16 protein-coding genes and 1 pseudogene are annotated in these 17,334 nt (G+C 70.3%); 10 read left to right on the top strand and 7 right to left on the bottom strand.

All coding sequences use genetic code 11. From position 1 onward, the window contains the following. The first annotated feature begins 242 nt into the window (after positions 1–242). From AB0D44_RS09590 to AB0D44_RS09565, 6 genes are all read left to right on the top strand, one after another. Complete coding sequence (locus AB0D44_RS09590) at positions 243–743, top strand: metallophosphoesterase (protein ID WP_362586939.1); 501 nt, start codon at positions 243–245, stop codon at positions 741–743. A 222-nt stretch (positions 744–965) separates the two neighbouring features. Beyond that, positions 966–2,411, top strand: a complete 1,446-nt coding sequence (locus tag AB0D44_RS09585; protein WP_362586936.1) for a hypothetical protein — start codon at positions 966–968, stop codon at positions 2,409–2,411. Between the two features lie 274 nt (positions 2,412–2,685). Next, positions 2,686–3,969: a MoxR family ATPase gene (locus AB0D44_RS09580; protein ID WP_362586934.1), complete on the top strand. Its 1,284-nt coding sequence runs from the start codon at positions 2,686–2,688 to the stop codon at positions 3,967–3,969. Continuing rightward, positions 3,966–5,303, top strand: coding sequence for a VWA-like domain-containing protein (locus AB0D44_RS09575; protein WP_362586931.1), 1,338 nt, complete (start codon positions 3,966–3,968; stop codon positions 5,301–5,303). The genes AB0D44_RS09580 and AB0D44_RS09575 overlap by 4 nt, the downstream gene beginning before the upstream one ends. Positions 5,304–5,810: 507 nt before the next feature. Beyond that, positions 5,811–7,736 (top strand): molecular chaperone HtpG, encoded by a 1,926-nt coding sequence (gene htpG, locus AB0D44_RS09570; RefSeq protein WP_362586929.1) that lies wholly within the window; start codon positions 5,811–5,813, stop codon positions 7,734–7,736. Positions 7,737–7,969: 233 nt separating this feature from the next. Further along, positions 7,970–8,794, top strand: a complete 825-nt coding sequence (locus tag AB0D44_RS09565; protein WP_362586927.1) for a VOC family protein — start codon at positions 7,970–7,972, stop codon at positions 8,792–8,794. Positions 8,795–8,965: 171 nt separating this feature from the next. On the opposite strand, the gene AB0D44_RS09560 is transcribed toward AB0D44_RS09565, so the two are convergent. The 3 genes from AB0D44_RS09560 to AB0D44_RS09550 form a co-directional block, all read right to left on the bottom strand. Further along, the gene (locus AB0D44_RS09560) at positions 8,966–9,442 is read right to left on the bottom strand and encodes a DUF5709 domain-containing protein (RefSeq protein ID WP_362586924.1); all 477 of its coding nucleotides are present in this window, start codon (positions 9,440–9,442) and stop codon (positions 8,966–8,968) included. A gap of 62 nt (positions 9,443–9,504) precedes the next feature. Next, positions 9,505–9,756, bottom strand: a complete 252-nt coding sequence (locus AB0D44_RS09555) for a hypothetical protein (RefSeq protein WP_362586921.1) — start codon at positions 9,754–9,756, stop codon at positions 9,505–9,507. 284 nt (positions 9,757–10,040) lie between these two features. Next, complete coding sequence (locus tag AB0D44_RS09550) at positions 10,041–10,607, bottom strand: hemerythrin domain-containing protein (protein WP_362586918.1); 567 nt, start codon at positions 10,605–10,607, stop codon at positions 10,041–10,043. Between the two features lie 288 nt (positions 10,608–10,895). Here AB0D44_RS09550 and AB0D44_RS09545 point away from each other — a divergent pair, with 288 nt between their 5' ends. Both AB0D44_RS09545 and AB0D44_RS09540 read left to right on the top strand, forming a co-directional pair. Beyond that, complete coding sequence (locus AB0D44_RS09545) at positions 10,896–11,150, top strand: hypothetical protein (RefSeq protein ID WP_362586915.1); 255 nt, start codon at positions 10,896–10,898, stop codon at positions 11,148–11,150. 132 nt (positions 11,151–11,282) lie between these two features. After that, a complete protein-coding gene (locus tag AB0D44_RS09540; RefSeq protein ID WP_362586913.1) occupies positions 11,283–11,540 on the top strand; it encodes a hypothetical protein in 258 nt (85 codons plus the stop codon). A 117-nt stretch (positions 11,541–11,657) separates the two neighbouring features. Here AB0D44_RS09540 and AB0D44_RS09535 read toward each other — a convergent pair whose 3' ends face one another. The 3 genes and pseudogenes from AB0D44_RS09535 to AB0D44_RS09525 all read right to left on the bottom strand — a co-directional run bounded on the left by AB0D44_RS09535 (position 11,658) and on the right by AB0D44_RS09525 (position 14,136). Then, a complete protein-coding gene (locus AB0D44_RS09535) occupies positions 11,658–12,968 on the bottom strand; it encodes a hypothetical protein (protein ID WP_362586910.1) in 1,311 nt (436 codons plus the stop codon). Positions 12,969–13,116: 148 nt separating this feature from the next. Further along, a pseudogene (locus AB0D44_RS09530) lies at positions 13,117–13,371 on the bottom strand (DUF664 domain-containing protein); the annotation flags it as partial. A gap of 111 nt (positions 13,372–13,482) precedes the next feature. After that, positions 13,483–14,136 carry a DUF1326 domain-containing protein gene (locus AB0D44_RS09525; RefSeq protein WP_362586907.1) on the bottom strand — a complete coding sequence of 218 codons (654 nt, stop codon included), beginning with the start codon at positions 14,134–14,136 and terminating at the stop codon, positions 13,483–13,485. Positions 14,137–14,571: 435 nt separating this feature from the next. On the opposite strand from AB0D44_RS09525, the gene AB0D44_RS09520 reads away from it, so the two are divergent. Further along, positions 14,572–15,252: a DUF1326 domain-containing protein gene (locus AB0D44_RS09520; protein ID WP_362586904.1), complete on the top strand. Its 681-nt coding sequence runs from the start codon at positions 14,572–14,574 to the stop codon at positions 15,250–15,252. A 111-nt stretch (positions 15,253–15,363) separates the two neighbouring features. On the opposite strand, the gene AB0D44_RS09515 is transcribed toward AB0D44_RS09520, so the two are convergent. Continuing rightward, the gene (locus AB0D44_RS09515) at positions 15,364–16,194 is read right to left on the bottom strand and encodes a DUF2182 domain-containing protein (protein ID WP_362586901.1); all 831 of its coding nucleotides are present in this window, start codon (positions 16,192–16,194) and stop codon (positions 15,364–15,366) included. A 334-nt stretch (positions 16,195–16,528) separates the two neighbouring features. On the opposite strand from AB0D44_RS09515, the gene AB0D44_RS09510 reads away from it, so the two are divergent. After that, positions 16,529–17,263 (top strand): DUF899 domain-containing protein, encoded by a 735-nt coding sequence (locus tag AB0D44_RS09510; RefSeq protein WP_362586899.1) that lies wholly within the window; start codon positions 16,529–16,531, stop codon positions 17,261–17,263. Positions 17,264–17,334 lie beyond the last annotated feature (71 nt).

Genomic DNA, 17,334 nt, shown 5'->3' with positions numbered 1-17,334 from the left:
AAGTACGTCCAGTACGGGGGCATCCGGCCGGCACGCCGAGAGCACGCACCGGACACCGCTCCTTCACCACGGACCTCCGTCAGACACCCCCTAGAGCTCCCCGTCGCGCATCATCAGGCGGGGCGCACCGAGCCCCGGTACGACGAACCGGGCCGGTCCCTTCCCTCCGCCGTGGCGCCGCCGTGCTCCACCGGATCCCGTCCGCCGCGTGCTCGTGGCCACGGCGTTCTACCGTGGGACGCATGCGGCTCCTGCTGACCTCGGACACCCACCTCCCCGCCCGGGCCAGGGCACTCCCGGAAACCCTCATGGCCGCCGTCGACGGGGCCGACGCCGTCGTCCACGCCGGTGACTGGATCGACGAGTCCACGCTCGACCTGTTCGTGGCCAGGTCCCGCCGGCTGATCGGCGTGTACGGCAACAACGACGGGCCGGGCCTGCGCCGCAGGCTTCCGGAGGTGGCGTACGCCGAGCTGGAAGGGGTGCGGTTCGCGGTCGTGCACGAGACGGGAGCGGCCGCCGGGCGGGAACGGCGCTGCGCCGCACGGTTCCCCGAGGTGGACGTCCTGGTTTTCGGCCACAGTCACATTCCGTGGGACACCACCACCGGGAAGCTGCGCCTGCTCAACCCGGGCTCGCCCACCGACCGCAGACGCCAGCCCTTCTGCTCGTTCATGACGCTGACCGTCGCAGAGGGGAAGGTGTACGACGTGACGCTCCATCGGCTGCCCCCGCGGCGCTGACCCCGCGCACACGGCCGTCCTCGAGGAGCTCGTGGCCGGCTCCCTCGACGACACCGTCGGCCACCGCCCTGAGCCGCGCCTGTCGTGATCGAGAGCAGGCCCCACCGGCGCGGACCTCGCGGAATGCGGCTGACAGATCATCGGGGAGCTGCTTATGATGCCCGCGATGAACAACTTCCCCTCCTTCGGATTGGGGGAATCGTCCGCGCAAGGTGAGTGCTGATGGCAGCTCACTTCGCGGAACCGATTCCCGCCCGCCTGCTGATGTGGCAACGCGTACGCGATTACGCCGTGCCACCGTCCATGATCGAGAACGCGACCGTGCGCCGTGCCGCCGGTGACTGGGCCGGGGCCTGCGCCGTCGCCCGGATCGACGTCGATCTCGATCTGCGCGCCGTGCGCGACCGTCACGGCACCGACTTCACCACTCGCCTCCGGGCCGATCTGCGCCGATTGGCACCGGATCTGCTGCGCTGGAACATGCCCCGGATCGCCCCCGACGGGCGGCTCCGGCCCGGCCTGACCCTTTCGCTCGCCCGCTACGGCGACCGGGGCCCCGCGGCACCGCAACTCGTCGTCCGTACACCGCCCGCCTGGGCGGAAGCCGGCCAGCGGATGTCCCTGGCGCTCTGGGAAGAGTCGCGGGACGGCCCACCCGAGCACCATCCGCACCCCCACCCCGACCGGCGTTTCCGTCTCGACCTGCACCGCCACCTCTGGGACGCCACGCGCAGCGCCGAACTGGCCCGGAGGCACGGCGCGGACGCGCCGTACAGGCCCGGCAACCACGCTCCCACGTGGCCGCCGGACCACTGGGCCCACGAGGCCGAACTGCTCCTGACAGCCGAGGGCCGGCCTCGCGGGGCCTTCACCGTGCGGCTCGGTGCGCGCAGCCACTGCGTGCTCGAACTCGTCGCCCCCGACGACAGCCACGCCCCGGTCGTCCGGCTGGTACGGGAGGAGCCGGCGCCGCAACTCGCGGCCCTCCCGGTGTTGCCGGAGGCCGCTGCCCGTGGCCTTCCGGACCTGGAGCTGTTGCGGGCCGGCCTGGTCCGTGCCGAACGGCTGCACCCGCTGGTCGCCGCGGCGCTGTGCGCGCCCGGAGTCGGCGGCTCTGCCTCCGGTCCGGGGGCGGTGCCCGACCCCGGAAGACCGGCGGGCGACTCGGTCCCCGGGCCCATCGATCCGCATCAGGTCGAGTGCCTGGGCGAAGTCCACCGGATCGCGCTGCGGAACGGGACGCTGGCGGCTGTCGACCACGATCCCGCCCAACTGGCCAGAGAGGAACTGCTCATGGCGCTCGGAGGGCCCGGACTGCCCTGCCTGCGGGCGATCGACGCAGTGCACCGCAGCCCCGAGGCGCTGCCCGCCGTCCGCGAGCGGCTCGGCCACGGCGACGTCACCGGGGCCCTGGCCGTGGTCGAAGGGCTGCTCGGCCCCGGCGCCGTCCTGCGCGACGGACCCCTGCGGGAAGCCCTGGAAGCGGCGGTGGCAGGCCGCCTCGACCACGGGCTCTTCCGCGCGGGGCTGGTACCCGTGCACCCGGCCGCGGCCGCGGCTGCGACGGGGGACACGGGCCACCGGCCACGTCTGGACCGCCGTCTGCCGTGGGAGTTGCGCCGCAAGCGGGGCACCCGTGCCCGGCCCCGGACCGGCCTGCACAGCTGAAGGCCTCCCGGCGCACGCGCCCGCGCCCGCGGGCCTGCCGGCCGCAGCCCCTCGTCCGACCACCCCTACTGACGCACACCAGCAACCGACCGAACCGGGACCGACCCCACCTCGGCTGCCGGACGCCATCCCCGCACGTACTGCGTGTACCGCACGTACTGCGCACACCGCACGAACTCCGCGTACCGCACGTACGACGCGGCGCCGTCGCACACCGCTGAAAGACGACGACATCCCGGACGGCCCCCGTCCCTCACACACCCAGGTGACGCCCATGACCTCGAGCACCATCTCCTCCATGCCCGTAACCGCCAGGCCGCTCCCGGCAGGCCGCACGCAGTTCTCCCTCGCCGAAGACCTGCTGGCCCTCCTGCGGGCGACCACGACCGAGCCGCGCGCCGACGAGCAGCTGGAGGCGCTCACCCTGGCCGTCGCGGCCGACTTGCCCGTGCTGCTCTGGGGCGAGCCCGGCATCGGCAAGACGGCAGCGCTGACCCAGCTCGCCGCCTCCCTCGATCTGCCGCTGACCACCGTGATCGCCAGTGTCCACGAGCCGACCGACTTCTCCGGCCTGCCCATCGTGGGCGAGGACCCGGCGGCGAACGGCGTGCCCATGGCCCCGCCGCAGTGGGCCGTGGAGCTCGTGCGCGCCGGGCGGGGGCTGCTCTTCCTCGACGAACTGTCCACCGCCACCCCTGCCGTCCAGGCCGCACTGCTGCGCGTGGTCCTGGAGCGGAAGGTCGGCACGCTGCAACTGCCGCCCGGCGTACGGATCGTGGCCGCCGCCAATCCGCGCGCGTCGGCCGCGGACGGCTGGGAGCTGAGCCCGCCGCTGGCGAACCGGTTCGTGCACCTGTATTGGGTGCACGACCGGGACGTGGTGGTGCGCGGCCTCGGCGGGGTCTGGCCGCGCGCGGAACTGCCCCGGCTCGACCCCGCGGGACTGCCGGACGCGGTGGCGTTCGCCCGCCGCGCGGTCTGCGGCTTCCTGAACGCCCGGCCGACGCTGATCCACCGGCTGCCGACCACCGAGACGCGGCGCGGTGGCGCCTGGCCCTCGCCCCGCAGCTGGGAGGCCGCAATGACCCTGCTCGCCTTCGGCACGGCGGCTTCCGTCTCCCGGGACGTGCTGGCGCTGCTGGTCCGAGGTTCGGTCGGGGACGGGCCCGGCCTCGAACTGCTCGCCCACATCGACCGCATGGAGTTGCCCGACCCGGACGCCCTGCTCGCCGACCCGGCCGCTGCCGAGCTGCCCGAGCGCGGCGACCTGCGCCAGGCCACGCTGGAAGCGGTGGTCGCCGCCGTCGGGGCGCGCCCGGAGCGGGAGCGCTGGGAGGCAGGCTGGGCGGTGCTGGTCAGGGCGCTGGAAACCGGCGCACCGGATCTGCTGGTCGCCCCGGCGAAGGCACTGGCCGCGCTGCGCCGCGACGGCTGGGAAGTTCCGCAGACAGTGGAGCGCCTCGCCGCGGTGGTCGGTCTCGCTCGGCGGGCGGAGGAATCGGTGGCCCGCACCGAGGCGGCCGCACGTGCCAAGAGCGCGGCGGGCGGGCCCCGATGACCGGGGCCACGAAGCAGCCGCGCCGGCTGCCCCGCCCGGTGCCGCGCCCCATGCCCCCGCCCCCGCCCCCGCGGCCGGTGCAAGCCGCGGTTCCCGGGGCCCGGACCGGCCCGGCAATCCCGCTGGACACGGACAAGTTGCTGGCGGCGCGGCTGCTCGCGGTCGCCGTCCGTCCGTACCTCGCCGGCGCGCTCTTCGCGCTCCACGTGGTGGAGGACCGGTCGGTTCCGACCATGGCGGTGGACGCGTACTGGCGCTGCTACGTCTCCCCGTCCTTCGTGTCGCGCACCCCCGTCGAAGAGCTGGCGGGCGTCTGGGTGCACGAGGTCTCCCACCTGCTCAGGGACCACCACGAACGCAGCACGCGGTACGCCCGGGAGCACGGGGAACAAGGCCCGGGGCAGCGGCTGCGGCAGAACGTCGCCGCGGATTTCGAGATCAACGACGACATCTACGGCGATGGCCTGGCCCTGCCGGCGGGGGCGGTGCTCCCGGCGATGCTGGACCTGCCCGACGGGCTGCTCATGGAGGAGTACCTGCGGCGGTTCTCGATGGCGGGCCGCACACCGCGGCTGGCCTGGCTGGACTGCGGCAGCGGAGCCGACGGGCACGCGCGGCCTTGGGAGCTGGGGCCCGAAGGAGCGCACGGGCTGAGCCGACAGCAGCGCGACGCCGTGCGCTTCCGGGTGGCCGAGGCGATCACCGGTCGGCCGGGGGACGCTCCGGAGGGGTGGCGGCGATGGGCGGACGAGGCGTTCCACCCTCCGCAACCGTGGCGTCAGTTGCTCGGCGCGGCACTCCGCGCGGCCGCGGGCGCGCCGGGGGCGGGCGAGGACCACAGCTACCGGCGTCCGTCCCGCCGCTCTGCCAGTGTTCCCGGCGTCCTGCTGCCGAGCCTGCGCCGGATGCCGCCCCGGGTCTGCGTCGTGATCGACACCTCCGGATCGGTGAGCGACGCCGAACTGGGGGGCGCGCTGCTGGAGGTGGCGGCGATCTCACGGGCGGTGGGCGGGCGGCGCGACCTCGTTTCGGTGATCTCCTGCGACGCGGCGGCGGGCGTCGCCGTGCCGCTGTGCCGGGCCGAGAACCTCGAACTGATCGGCGGCGGCGGTACCGACCTGCGGTCCGGCTTCGCCCGTGCGCTCCGCTCCCGCCCCCGCCCGGACGTGATCGTCGCCCTGACGGACGGACAGACGCCCTGGCCCTCCGCGCAGCCGCCCTGCCGCACGGTCGTCGGCCTCTTCCCCCGCCCCTCCCGCGCCACGGACGAGGAGGATCCGGACTACACCCCAGACACTCCGCCCGCGTGGGCCCGTGTCGTCACCATCGGCTGAGCGCGGCCGGTTTGCTGCCGTACCTCAAGCGGGCACTCCGCCGGCCCGACCGGCGGAGGCTGCTGGCATGCCCTCACGGAACCCGTTTATCATGTCATCCGTTCGACGACACCAAGGAAGTCGTCTCCCTGATGACCCCTCGGAGGTGCTCCATGACCCCGACCGGCCAGCCGGCGTCGTCCAGCGCCATGACGCCGGACACGGCAACGTTCCCCGCCGGCGCCGCGGCTTCCCGCCCGCCTCTCCTGCTCCGAAGGTGGGTGAGCAGCTCGTGGGATGGGAAGGCTGCCCGATCGAAACGATCGAAACCATGTGGCGCGCGCGGGGCGTCAGCGCACCTTCGCCCGGCTTCACCCACCGGCCCGCGCAACACGCCTGTCGCGGCCTGAAACCCCTCGCGGGTCACACGCGCACAGCTGACCGCGAAGTACGCCGACGTCGGAGATGATCCGTCTCGGCCCGAGTCCCATCCGTTCACTCTGTTTCCGCCAGGAAGGGAGCCCCACAGTGAGTAGCAGCGTCGAGACGCTGGAGTTCCAAGCCGAAACCCGCCAGTTGCTCCGGCTGGTGATTCACTCGATCTACTCGAACAAAGACATCTTCCTGCGGGAGCTGATCTCCAACGCCTCCGACGCACTGGACAAGCTGCGGCTGCAGTCGCTGACCGACCCCGGTCTGGAGGTCGACACCACCGACCTCCACATCACGTTGGAGGTCGACAAGGCGGCCCGCACGCTGACCGTCCGTGACAACGGCATCGGTATGAGCCGGGACGATCTCGTGGAGCTGATCGGCACGATCGCCAAATCCGGCACCGCCGGCCTGCTCGAGAAGATCAAGGAATCGCAGGACGCCGCCACGGCCCAGACCCTGATCGGGCAGTTCGGCGTCGGCTTCTACTCCGCATTCATGGTTGCCGACAAGGTCACGCTGCGAACCCGGCGGGCCGGCACCGACTCCGGCACCCAGTGGGAGTCCGACGGCGAGGGCGCCTACACCCTCCGGTCCGTTGACGGCCTTCCCGTGGGAACCTCGGTCACCCTGCACCTCAAGCCCGCCGACAGCGAGGACGGGCTCGCCGACTACCTGTCCGAGTGGAAGATCCGCCAGATCGTCAAGCAGTACTCCGACTTCATCCGCTGGCCGATCCGGATGGCCGCAGAACGTGCCGACACCGACGGCACCGACGGCTCCACCACCGCCGGCGTCGACACCCTCAACTCGATGAAGGCGCTGTGGGCCCGACCGCGCGCCGAGGTGACCCAGGCCGAGTACAACGAGTTCTACCAGCAGATCAGCCACGACTGGCTCGACCCGGCGGCCACCATCCACATGCGCGCCGAAGGAACCTTCGAGTACGAGGCGCTGCTGTTCGTCCCCTCCCAGGCGCCGTTCGACCTGTTCTCCCGCGAGACGCCCCGCGGCGTGCAGTTGTACGTCAAGCGCGTCTTCATCATGGATGACTGCGAAGCGCTGATGCCGAACTACCTGCGCTTCGTCAAGGGCGTCGTCGACGCCCACGACCTGTCACTGAGCATCTCCCGCGAGAACCTCCAGCACGACCGCCAGATCCGCGGCGTGCGCCGCCGCCTGGTCAAGAAGGTCCTCGGTGCGATCAAGGACATGCAGGCGGGCGACGGCGAGCGCTACACGAAGTTCTGGGCGCAGTTCGGAAGGGTGCTGAAGGAAGGCCTGCTCGAGGACACCGACAACACCGACGTGCTGCTCGAGCTGGTCTCGGCCGCCTCCACGCACGACCCGGAGAAGACCACCACCCTGCGCGAGTACGTCGAGCGCATGAAGGACGGTCAGGACGCCATCTACTACCTGACCGGCGAGTCCCGCGCGATGGTGGAGAACTCGCCCCACATGGAGGCCTTCGCCGCCAAGGGCTACGAGGTCCTCATCCTCACCGACCCCATCGACGAGGTCTGGGTCGAACGGGTCCAGGCCTTCGACGGCCACCGACTGCAGTCCATCGCCAAGGGCCAGGTCGACCTCGACGAGCCGGCCGAAGGTGACCAGGACGCCGACACCGAGCAGGCCAAGCGCCAGCAGGACCACGCCGCCCTGTTGACGTGGCTGACCTCCACCCTGTCCGATCACGTCAAGCAGGTCCGGCTGTCGTCGCGACTGACCACCTCGGCCGCATGCATCGTCGGCGACGCCCACGACATGACGCCGACCCTGGAAAAGATGTACAGGGCGACCGGACAGCAACTGCCGGCCATCAAGCGGACCCTGGAACTCAATCCCGCCCATCCGCTGATCACCGCCCTGCGCACGACACACGAGGCGAACGCCGACGATCCTGCGCTGGCGGAGATCGCCGAGCTGGTGTACGGCAGCGCCCTGCTCGCCGAAGGCGGCGACCTGCCCGACCCGGCCCGCTTCACCCGGCTGCTCACCGATCGCCTGAGCCGAGCTCTGTAACCCATGGGTGCGGCCCGGCACAGCCGAAGGGCCGGGCCGCACCACCGAGTGGCGGGGCGGTTGATCGCGAACGCATTCCCCTCGAGCGGCGGCTGCCCTCTCGGCCCAGCGATGGTGTTGGCCTGGGCGAAACGGGCAGGAGCAGCCAGAAGAGGAGGTCGATCGTGACGTCCGGACCTGTTCGCCTGGCTGACGCGATCATGTGGAACCTTTGAACGGTCGGGAGCCCTCTGATGTTGGTGACGTCGGAATTTCGCGGGGCACCGTGCTGGCTGAGCCTGGCGGCCCGGGATTTGGCTGCATCGGAGCGCTTCTACGGCGCGGTCTTGGGCTGGACGTTCCGGGCCGGCGGTCTCGGAGAGGATTTTTCGGTTGCCGAGCGTGACGGCGTCCCGGTGGCCGGTATCGCGGCGGTGGCGGGCGAGCTGGCGGTGCCGGTGGCCTGGACGGCGTATTTCTCAGTGGATGACGCGGACGGGGCGGTGGCGCGGGTCCGCGAGCGCGGCGGCACGGTCGGTGTCGGCCCCATCTCCTACCCGCTGCGAGGCAGGGCGGCCCTGGTGGCCGACCGGCACGGAGCGGGCTTCGGACTGTGGGAAGGGCCCGTCCTGGCGGGGTGGAGCGTCGGCTGGGAACGGGCGCCGGCCTGGCTGGAGCTGCTCACCCCCGACGCCTTGGACGCCGCTCTCTTCTACGGCGGAGTTCTGGGCTGGGGCCAGGGCCAACCGGGCTGTTGCGACACTTCCTACGAGGCTGACCAGGTGGTCTTGCGTGCGGGAGGCGAGCCGGTCGCCCGCTTGAACAGCGGGCCGGTGGAAGCGGCGGGGCGCAAGTCCCACGAACGTCCCCGCTGGCTCGTTCATTTCAAGGTGCCCGACCTTGAGCGGGCCCGCGCCACCGCTCTCGGTCTCGGGGCAATTGCTCTGAGCGACCCGACCCGGCACCCCGCCGACCAGGCCACCCTCCGAGATCCGGACGGGGCCCTCTTCACCCTCGACCAGATCGACACCACGCCGCGGACCTCTCAGCAACAGGGCGGCCAGTCGCAGGACGAGTGACTTCGCCGCCCGCAGGCACAAGCAGCGCGTTGCAGGCGCCGCAACCATCCGGTCCACGGCCTCGGGGGCCACGGGAGGCCGGTGGGGGCAGTCGATCGGTCATGCGGCCCCTTGCCCCTGCGTGGACAGCCGGCCAGGGCGTCAGGCGCCGACGGTCGGCCCGGGCGCCGGTCAGGTAGTCGAGTCCGGTTCCTCGTCCTCGACGACGTGCATGGCCGCTTCCTCGGCGCTCGCCGCACCCCCATCGATGCCCTCGTCCGTGGCGATCAGTTCCTTGGTGGTGTCGGTACGTGCGCCCTCGTCCGGCGCGCGCAGTCGCCCGGCGCGGTCGGATCCCACCTCCGTGTCGATCAGTTCTCCCTGCCCGCCGGGCAGGTCCCCCAGGCCGTCCCCTTCGGGCTCCGTCACGTCCGGTACCTCCTGGGACAGCCTTTCGTCCAGGGTTTCGCCGGCCTGCTGCTCCTGCGCCGTCGTGCCGTATTTGGTGACGCCCAACGGCTTCTCCGGAGGGGAGTAACCCTCGTCCAGCATGTCGTCGTAGGTGCGCTCGTCCAGGGCGTTCTGGAGGTCCAGGGGCGCCGCGTCCTCTTGCTCCTCATTGGTGCCCGTGGGTTGGTAGGCGTCGTCCGCCATCTGGTTCTCGCTCATCAGGCGCTCCTTTCGCCATGCCGTCAGGGTCGCGGCCGAGGGATGCGGTGATCAGCCGGTGATCATGCGCCGAGGTTCGTGATCGCGCTGTCCAGCCGCGAAGCCAAGGCGTCGATGTCCTGCTCGGTCGGTGTGCCGGTCGGCAGCCCCGCGGCCAGATCACGGCCGGAGGCGATCTCCACGGCCCCTGCGTACGGCTCCGATGCCAGTCGGTCCGAGGGGACGACCTCCGTACGACCCTCCAAGAGCACGAGGGAGTGGTTCTCACCGGATTGATCGAGGAGGGCGCGGACCTGTGCGCGGGTGACTGCCACGGCCCTTCCCCTCTCACCGGCTCCCGGAGTCGGAGTCGGAGTCGGTTTCCGAGGAATCCTTTGCTTCCTCGTCGGGTGCGGCCTCGACACCGGTCAGGGGCTCTCCACTACCGGTGCCGGCCTGGTGGTAACCCTCTCGGGCGCTTGCCGTGCCGGGCACGACGCGCTCCCGCGCCTGACTCTCCGAGCCGGAGTGGGCTCCCGGTTCCTCGCTGCTCCGGGCGCCCTGCCCCCGCAGGTGCCGTCGGCCGGCCGGGTGAAGACGGAGGCGGAGGCGCCGACTGTCAGGAAGGTTCTTTGCCTCGTCCGCTCATCGCGTCACGCAGGCGGTCGACGAGCCCGACCCCCGGCGCCAGAAGCTTGTTGGCGGGCGGCTTGTCGGGGGCGGACGGGTGCGGACGCGTGGGCGCCGTCTTCTTGGCCTGGCGCACTTTGTCGCCGAGCTTCTCCAGCATCTCCGTGGAGCATGCCTGCCGCAGGCGAGGAAACAGATTGTTCTCCTCGTCGTTCACGTGGCTGCGGATCTCCGTCATCAGCTTCATGACGAGCTCGTCGAACCGGGGATCATCGGCATTGCATCCCTCCAGTTCCTTCATGATGCGTTCCGCCGAAGCGTGATCTTCCAGTTCCCTGTCGGCCAGGCTGTCGCCGTCCGGAACGTGCTCGCGTACGGCGGGGTACAGGTATGCCTCCTCGGCTACCGAATGCCGGACCAATTCCATGGTGACCTGGTCGGCGTACATCTTTCTACGGGCATCGCCCGAGGGAATCTCCTCGATGTTCGCGAAAAGTTCCTCGACCTCCTCGTGGTCGGTCATCAATTCTGCGATCACGTCACCGCCGTGTCCCATGGGGTGCCTTTCTCTGTGAGGTGGCTGGCCACCCAGTGAAGCGCGCGACGCGCACAGAACGTGGTTCCGCTCCCCTCAGCGTGTCGGCCGCCCTTGCGCCGAAGGCGCCATGCCCTGCGCCATTCGGACGTCTGCCAGGCACACGATTCCCCCCTTTTCTCGCCTTTCGCCGTCCCTGTCTGCCTGTCTGGCTGTCTGGCTGTCTGGCTGTCTCCCGAGGGTTGAAGAGCCGAGAAGGGGACAGGTGCCAAGTCCCAGCACGTCCGACCAAGGCAAGGGAGCGGAGTCATGCCCGACCCACGGGAACGAGGAGCCGACAAGTCACCACTGGAGCGTGTGACCGGCGAGAGCGATATGACACCCGAGGAGGAGCGGCTGCGTGAAGCGGCTCAGCGCGACAGCAAGAGCCGGATCCAGGACGTGGCACACAAGGTCAAGGACGCGGCGCAGGAGGCCATGGGAACGGGAAAGCGTGAAGCGTCACGCGGTACTCCTGAAGAGCGGGAGATGCTGCGTGAGCTCCGTAAGGAAACAGACCGCTGACACCCCCTTGAAGGCATACCGTGGGGGGACACGCCGAATGACACCCCCAGGAGCCGCGGATGAGCGAGCAGTCGGCCACTGCGCTCGTGCCCCGACCTCAGCGTCTCGACGAGCACCTCGACGGGCAGCCCCGTGTCGCCTGACCACTCCGAGCGCCGCTCGCACGTGGTCATGGTGGAGCCCGCGCTCACTCAGCTCGCAAAACTCACCGCGAACGAGACACACCGCCTGGACCGCGCCATCGTGGCTATCAGCGTCAACCCGCGGCTTGGCACCGGGGTGCCCGGCACTCCGCTGCGTGACTACGTGGACGAGATCGACGGCGTACGGGTGATCTACTACGTGACCGCCCTGCGGACGATCACGATCGTGGCCTACGTCGAAGCCTAGGCGACCCCGCACAGTCAGGACTCATCCCGCGCAGCAGGTCCAGAGTGTGTGGGGGGCGAGCGACCCGATCCCGCGGCCCGGTCGGTGCTGCGCGCCTACGACCTGCGCCCTCCTGGCCTACGCGGGCAGCGCAGGGAACACGACCACCGAGCCGTCCTTGTCGCGGGCCATCTCAATCGCCAGGTCCGTCGGTCCGCTGTTGACCGTGACGCCGTCACCCAACTTGTGGATCCGGTGTGCCGCGCTCATGAGGCGATCGACTTCACCGGTCGTGAAGACGGGCCGCAAGCCGCTCGGGCGTGCCAGCTCCAGTGCCGACAGGCGTACCAGGACACCGGCGATGCTCGACTCCAGTTCGTCGAGGCGCTGCTGATCGCGCTTGAGTGCGCGGGTGAAGTTCTCGAACGGATTGCCGGAGTCGCCCTGGGCGTGCTCGACGGCCTGGAGGACAACCACCCGCCGCTTCAGCGCGATCGCCAGGGAAGCGAGTTCGAGGTGGGCGCGGAACGTGCCGCCATGGTCGTCGACGCCGGGGAACGACCTGGTCAACGTGCCGAGTTCGACGGCCTCGCCCTCGGGCAGTCCGTCGAGCGCGCTCTGCCATCGGGCAAGGCGGCGGTCGGCTTTGCCCAGCGCCGTGTTGATGGCATGCACCGCCGAATCGAGTCCCAGCGAGACACCGAGCCTGCCCTGGTCGAGCAGAACGGCAGTTGCTTTGTCGATGGCGTCCCGGCAGCCGTCGAGTTCGCTGTGCTCGTCCTCGAGTTTGTCCTCCTGAAGTCGCTCCAGCAGTTTCGTGATGTGTTCGATGGCCTGCTGGCGCTTGCGGTCGGCGTGCGCGCTCACCCCCACCGCCACGGCCATGAGCACGAGCGGAGCGGCCACGGTGAGCGCGGTGCCGCCGGCGGCCGCGGCACCGGCGGTCGCACCGGCCCCGCCGACCGTGCCCGCCGCTGCAACTCCTCCGACCGGCACGAACCTCGCTTTGGAGGCGATCCTGCCCGTCGAGTTCACGAGCTCACCGTAAATGCCCCCAGCCGCCCCCTTCGGCACCATCGGGCGAACGACGCCCTGCCCGAACTGGGCGGCGACCTTCGCCGGAACCACCATGCGATACAGACCCTCGCCGGAAGCGGTCGCTCTGGCCACCGTGAGGGAACTTCGCGCCGATTGCGTGACGAACTGTGACAGGTGCTGCGCCAGGGGACTCGCGGCGTCGAGCGGGAGGCCACGGCGGCGGTCGATCGCGTCGGGCAGGGGATGCACCTCAAGTGTGACGATCGGCTCGTCGGCCAGAACGGCCAGTACTCCGCGCAGTTCGGCCAGGCGCTCAGCCGTCATCGACTCGCCCGCCGTCAGTCCTGGCACTCGGACCTCTGCGGTCGCCAGCGTCCACACGGGCACGGTCGTCTTGCCGTCGTCAGTCATGGTCTCCCCCTTGCTCCGACAGCAGCCTACGTTCTGACGTCCAACCCGAAGGCATGGTCGTCCTCAGCGGATTGCAGCGCCCCGGCGTCTCCCGCCACACATGGGACCGCTGCGGAACCGGTCGGCTCCGCCGCGCTGCTGCACGGTTTCACCGGCCGGCTGATGCGGCCGACCTGGCGGCCTGCTCGATCTTCGCGCAGTAGGCTGCACGGGCTTCCTCGTCGATCTGCTCCTCGTGTTCGGGGCGCAACCCGGTGCGGCCGTCGAGACCCTCGCGCAGGATATGGGCGTGCCCGGCATGCCGGATGGACTCGCCGGGGACGTGGACCATGACGGCGAACAGGCTTCGTGTCGGCATGAGAGGTTCCGGCCACCACGGCAGGTGGCCGGTGGCGTCGAGGGCCCGTCCATGGTCCGCAACGACCGGCAGAGCCGAGGCCCGGCCATGGCCGCCGCCCCCGCCCTGACCCTGCTACGAGCTCGCGAAACCCGCCACGCGAGCCGAGACGGCCTCTCAGTCGGGGCCCGTCCAGTCGAAGGTGATGTGCTTGCTGGACTGGCCTTTCCGGTTCCAGTGGAAGCCGAATGCGTCGGCGCGGTCTGCCGTGGAGCGGCCCCAGGTCGCGACCTGTCCCGGCCCAGTTTCGCAGCCCGGCAGGCCGGTCGACTGCACGCGTGCACCCTCTGGTGTCGTCGGTCCGGTGAGCGCCTCGGCGCTCGCCTCGACTCGGCCGGGGACCGTGGCTCGCCACCCGCCGAGCTCTTCGTCGACCTCGATCTCGATGGGGGCGAAGTCCATGCCCCGCATCTCGGCGTCCATCATGGTCACCATCTCGGCGGGCCAGCTTCCGGCCTGGCCGCCGAAGATCATCTGCAGGGCTCCGCGCTGGGCGTCGTCGGCGCGCTCGTCGAGGAATATCGCCGCGTAGGTGTCGGTGTGCTCGGCCCACACGTTGCCGACGAAGGAGCCGAGCATCAGCACGTTCAGGCCGTCCAGCCTTACCTCCCCGTAGTTGCCCTCGCGTATGTGCCAGGCCAGGACACCGTTGCATTCGCCAAATGTGGGCAGCTGGGCGAACGAACAGGGGCAGGGAACATTGCACCTGCACGTGTCGAACCAGTCACCGACCGCATGCCATCTCGGCACAGTCGCTGTCGTCTCGGTCATCTCGTCGCCTCCTGATGGCTCGCGCGGGCAGGACGTACCTGGCCGATCAGGCCCCGGCCCCGGACGTCAGACGGATGCTCGGCGGGCGCTCGTCGTCATCAATTCTCCTCCCGTCGGCATGTGGGCAAAAGCCGGGTTGCCCGCCCGCGCGCCCACCGGGTCGGGCACCGGTCAAAGAGTGTGGCGATGATCTGTACACCCCTTGGGGGCACGTCTAGCCTGGAATGGAGATGAACTCCCGGGGGCCGAACATCTGCCCGTGGAGTCGGTTGGCCATGGAGACTTGCGTCGCACAGCAGGGCAGCGGGACTTCTCGTACCGCCGTTGCCGGGGGCAGGGGCAGGGGCAGGGGCAGGGGCAGGGGCTGGTGTGGCGCGTCTCTGTTCTCCACTGTGTTCGCTCCGCCGGCCGCGCGCTCCCCACCCGTCGATCCGGATGCCTGCGTCGTCCCGATGTAGGGCGACGGCAATTGCCAAGCGATCGGGAGCCGTCATGACATGGAGTATTTCTGGCAACTACCTGGCCGGTTGCTCGTGTGCAGTGGTGTGCGGCTGCGCTGTCGATGCGATGCCGCACGACCCGCAGGGCCGTGAGGAATGCCTTGGGTGCGCCGCCTTTCACGTGGAAGAAGGGCGCTTGGACGATGTGAACCTGTCCGGGGTGGATTTCGTCCTCTACAACCATTTCCCCTCCAACCTGACCTCCGGCAACTGGAAGGTCGGCCTGGTCATCGACGAGGGAGCCACCGACGAACAGACGGACGCCGTGGCACGCATCGTGTCCGGAAGCGAGGGCGGGGCGTTCGGCGAGCTCTCGCAGTTCTACGGTGAGAATCTGGGCGTGGAGCGGGCGAGCGTATCCCTCTCCGACGGAGAGAGGCCTCGGCTGAGCGTCGGTGGGAGGACCGAGCTCGCATTCGAGCCTCTCAGGGGGCCCGATGGAGGGCCTACGACGATGAAGAACGCGATGTTCGGGTTCGCTCCGGAGTTCACGCTGGGCCGGACCAGCGGCAGTTCGAATGCCTTCGGCCTGTCGTTCGACGGTGCGTATGGAGAGGTATCCGACTACGCCTTCTCCAGCGAACAGCTCGAGGGCGCGCCCACCGGACGGGGTTGAGTCAGGCGCGCAACAGCGGGGACCCTTGGAACCGCGCAACAACCGGGCTCGTGGGAACGCGGGAAAGCGGCCGCCCCACAGGCCGCCTCCTTCGGCGTGTGCAGGGACCGCTCATCCCGTCCACCCCGTCATCTGGTGCATGGCTGGACCGGATGCATCCAGTCCGGGGAGCAGCCAGTCGTGGAAGGGGGCGAGCACGGCCAGGACGAGAAACGCGAGGCCGACGGCCCAGGCGAGCCATGGCCCCTGCCGCCAGAGCTTTTCCAGGAAGATCACTGCCGCCAGTGCGGCCATCGCGGCGACGTTCATGACGCCGAGCGGGATCAGGACGATCATCAGGCCCCAGCAGCATCCGACGCAGTAGAGCCCGTGATGCAACCCGACCCGCAGGTCCTTGGCCCAGGGCCGGTAGCGCGAGTACTGGAGGAGCTGGAACATCGGGTTGCGGCAGTGCCGCAGGCAGACCCGCTTCAGCGGCCCGAACTGCTGGGCCGCCGCGAGCAGGAAGGCGGCGGCGCCGATCCAGCGCCCTGTCCCGGGGTCACGGTTCACGAGGTGGCCGGTCGCGGCCAGGGCGCCGTACGCGAGCAGCCCGAAGGTCGTCCAGGCGAGGAGATAGCCGCTGACGAATGCGGCGATCCGCAGTGCGCGGGCGTGGCCGGCCGAACGGCGGTTGATCCCGCGCACCCAGGTGATGGCCACAGGTGCGACGGACGGCAGCATCATCGCCGCCATCATGACCACCCACAGCAGCAGGAAGAGGGGGAGCGACAGGCCCATGGTGCCGGGCTCCATGCCCATGTGGCGGGACTGGCCGATGGTGAGCACCCACGCCAGGGCGGCCAGCAGCACCATCAGGAACCAGGCGACCGCCAGGTCACGTGCGGGCAGGAGGACTCCGGGCCGCGTGGGTGCCGGCGGGGCCAGGCGGAGGTGCGACATGGGAAACCTCCCAAGGACGCGAGCTGCCCTGGTTGCCTCGGCCACCCGTACCGCACCGGTCGCGTGGTGCAACCGTGGACGGCCGAGACGGGTCCGACCACATGTCCAGCAGATCACAGAACCGGAAAGTCCAAAACCCGGGAGGCGGGCCGCCGGCCCGCCACCAGCCCGCCACCAGCCCGCCGCCGGCCCTCTGCTGGTCGCGAAGGTCCACCGCCGCGCGCTTACGGTGGACGTAGGGCGACGGGTACGCCCGTGCGGGACCTGACGGCAGCCGCTGAGGGCGATGCCCGCCGCGATGCGGCGTTCTGCTCCCGCACAGGAGGGAAAGGCAATGGCCGAGCACAGAGTCGGCACACAGGAGGAATTCGAAGCAGCGCGAGCGGAGCTGCTCGTGGAGGAGAAGGAACTGACCAGGCGCGGGGACGCGCTCGCGCGAAAGCGCAGGGAGCTTCCCCGGGTGCGGGTCGAGAAGGACTACCGGTTCGTGACCGAGGAGGGGACCAAGTCGCTCGCGGACCTCTTCGGCGGGCGCTCGCAGCTGCTCGTCTACCACTTCATGTTCGGGCCGGCGTACGAGGCCGGATGCCCGGTCTGCTCCTCGATCGCGGACACCCTCGATCCCAACGCGGTCCACCTCAAGGCCCGCGACGTGACGCTGATCTGTTCCTCACGGGCGCCGCTCGACAAGCTCCTCGCCTACCGGGAGCGCATGGGCTGGAGCTTCGACTGGGTCTGCGCCGGCGGCGGCGACTTCCACCGCGACCTCGGCTTCACGTACACGGAGGAGGAGCTGCGACCGTTCCTGGAGGGCGGGGTTCCGCCGACCGTGAGCCAGATGGCGCGGGCGTGCGGCACGGACGTGCTCGGGTACGTCACCGAGGCACCCGGGTTGAGCTGCTACGTGCTGTCGGACGGCACCGTCTACCGGACGTACGTCACCACCGCGCGCGGCCTCGAGCCCGCCATGGCCTACTACGGCCTCCTCGACCGGGCACCGCTGGGCCGCCACGAGGAGGGTGAGGAGGAGCACTGGCTGCGCCGCCACGACGAATACGAGAAGACCTGACGCATACGAGTTGACCTGACGCATACGAGATGACCTGACGCATACGAGAGGACCTGAGGATGCCGGCTATG

The organism is Streptomyces sp. NPDC048349 (assembly GCF_040651925.1).
Classification (GTDB): domain Bacteria; phylum Actinomycetota; class Actinomycetes; order Streptomycetales; family Streptomycetaceae; genus Streptomyces.
The sequence above is the reverse complement of the archived record's forward strand: the minus strand, read 5'-3'. Positions and strand labels throughout refer to the sequence as shown.